Source organism: Pseudomonas sp. KB_15, from assembly GCF_052114525.1.
In the GTDB taxonomy this organism is placed as follows: domain Bacteria; phylum Pseudomonadota; class Gammaproteobacteria; order Pseudomonadales; family Pseudomonadaceae; genus Aquipseudomonas.
Map to the genome: position 1 here is coordinate 1 of NZ_JBFREX010000105.1, position 833 is coordinate 833.

General features: G+C 64.6%; 1 protein-coding gene. It reads left to right on the forward strand.

Going from position 1 to position 833, the window contains the following annotated elements:
* Window positions 1–833 (forward strand): VCBS domain-containing protein (locus AB4Z35_RS29880; RefSeq protein ID WP_442101141.1); only part of this gene is annotated, 833 nt, incomplete at both ends.

Below are 833 nucleotides of genomic sequence, written 5' to 3' on the forward strand. Positions count from 1 at the left end.
CGGCGCGGTGCAGGAAGACATCCAACTCAGCGTCAGCGGCCAGTTCAGCTCGGCCGACATCGATCACGACGCCACGGCGACCTGGAGCATCAATGGCTCGTCAACCGGCACCTACGGCTCAATCGCCGTGGACAACGCCGGCCAGTGGACGTACACCCTGGCCAACGGCACCGATGGCGTTGCCAGTGCGGTGCAGTCGCTGAAGGCGGGCGAGAGTCACAACGAAGTGTTCAGCGTGCAGGTCAGCGACGGCCTCGGTGGCGTCGACACCCAGYTGGTGACCATCACCGTCACCGGCAGCAATGACGCGCCCGTGCTCAGCTTCGCGACCGGAAACGAGGCCGGCGCGGTGCAGGAAGACACCCAGCTCAGCGTCAGCGGCCAGTTCAGCTCGGCTGACATCGATCACGATGCCACCGCCAGTTGGAGTATTGCCGGGTCAAATACCGGCACCTACGGCTCAATCGCCGTGGACAGCAACGGCCAATGGATGTACACCCTGGCCAACGGCACCGATGGCGTTGCCAGTGCGGTGCAGGCGCTGAAGGCGGGCGAGAGTCACAACGAAGTGTTCAGCGTGCARGTCAGCGACGGCCTCGGYGGCGTCGACACCCAACTGGTGACCGTCACCATTACCGGCACCAATGACGCGCCAGTGCTCGGTTTCGCGACGGGCAATGATGTCGGCGCGGTGCAGGAAGACATCCAACTCAGCGTCAGCGGCCAGTTCAGCTCGGCCGACATCGATCACGACGCCACGGCGACCTGGAGCATCAATGGCTCGTCAACCGGCACCTACGGCTCAATCGCCGTGGACAACGCCGGCCAGTGGA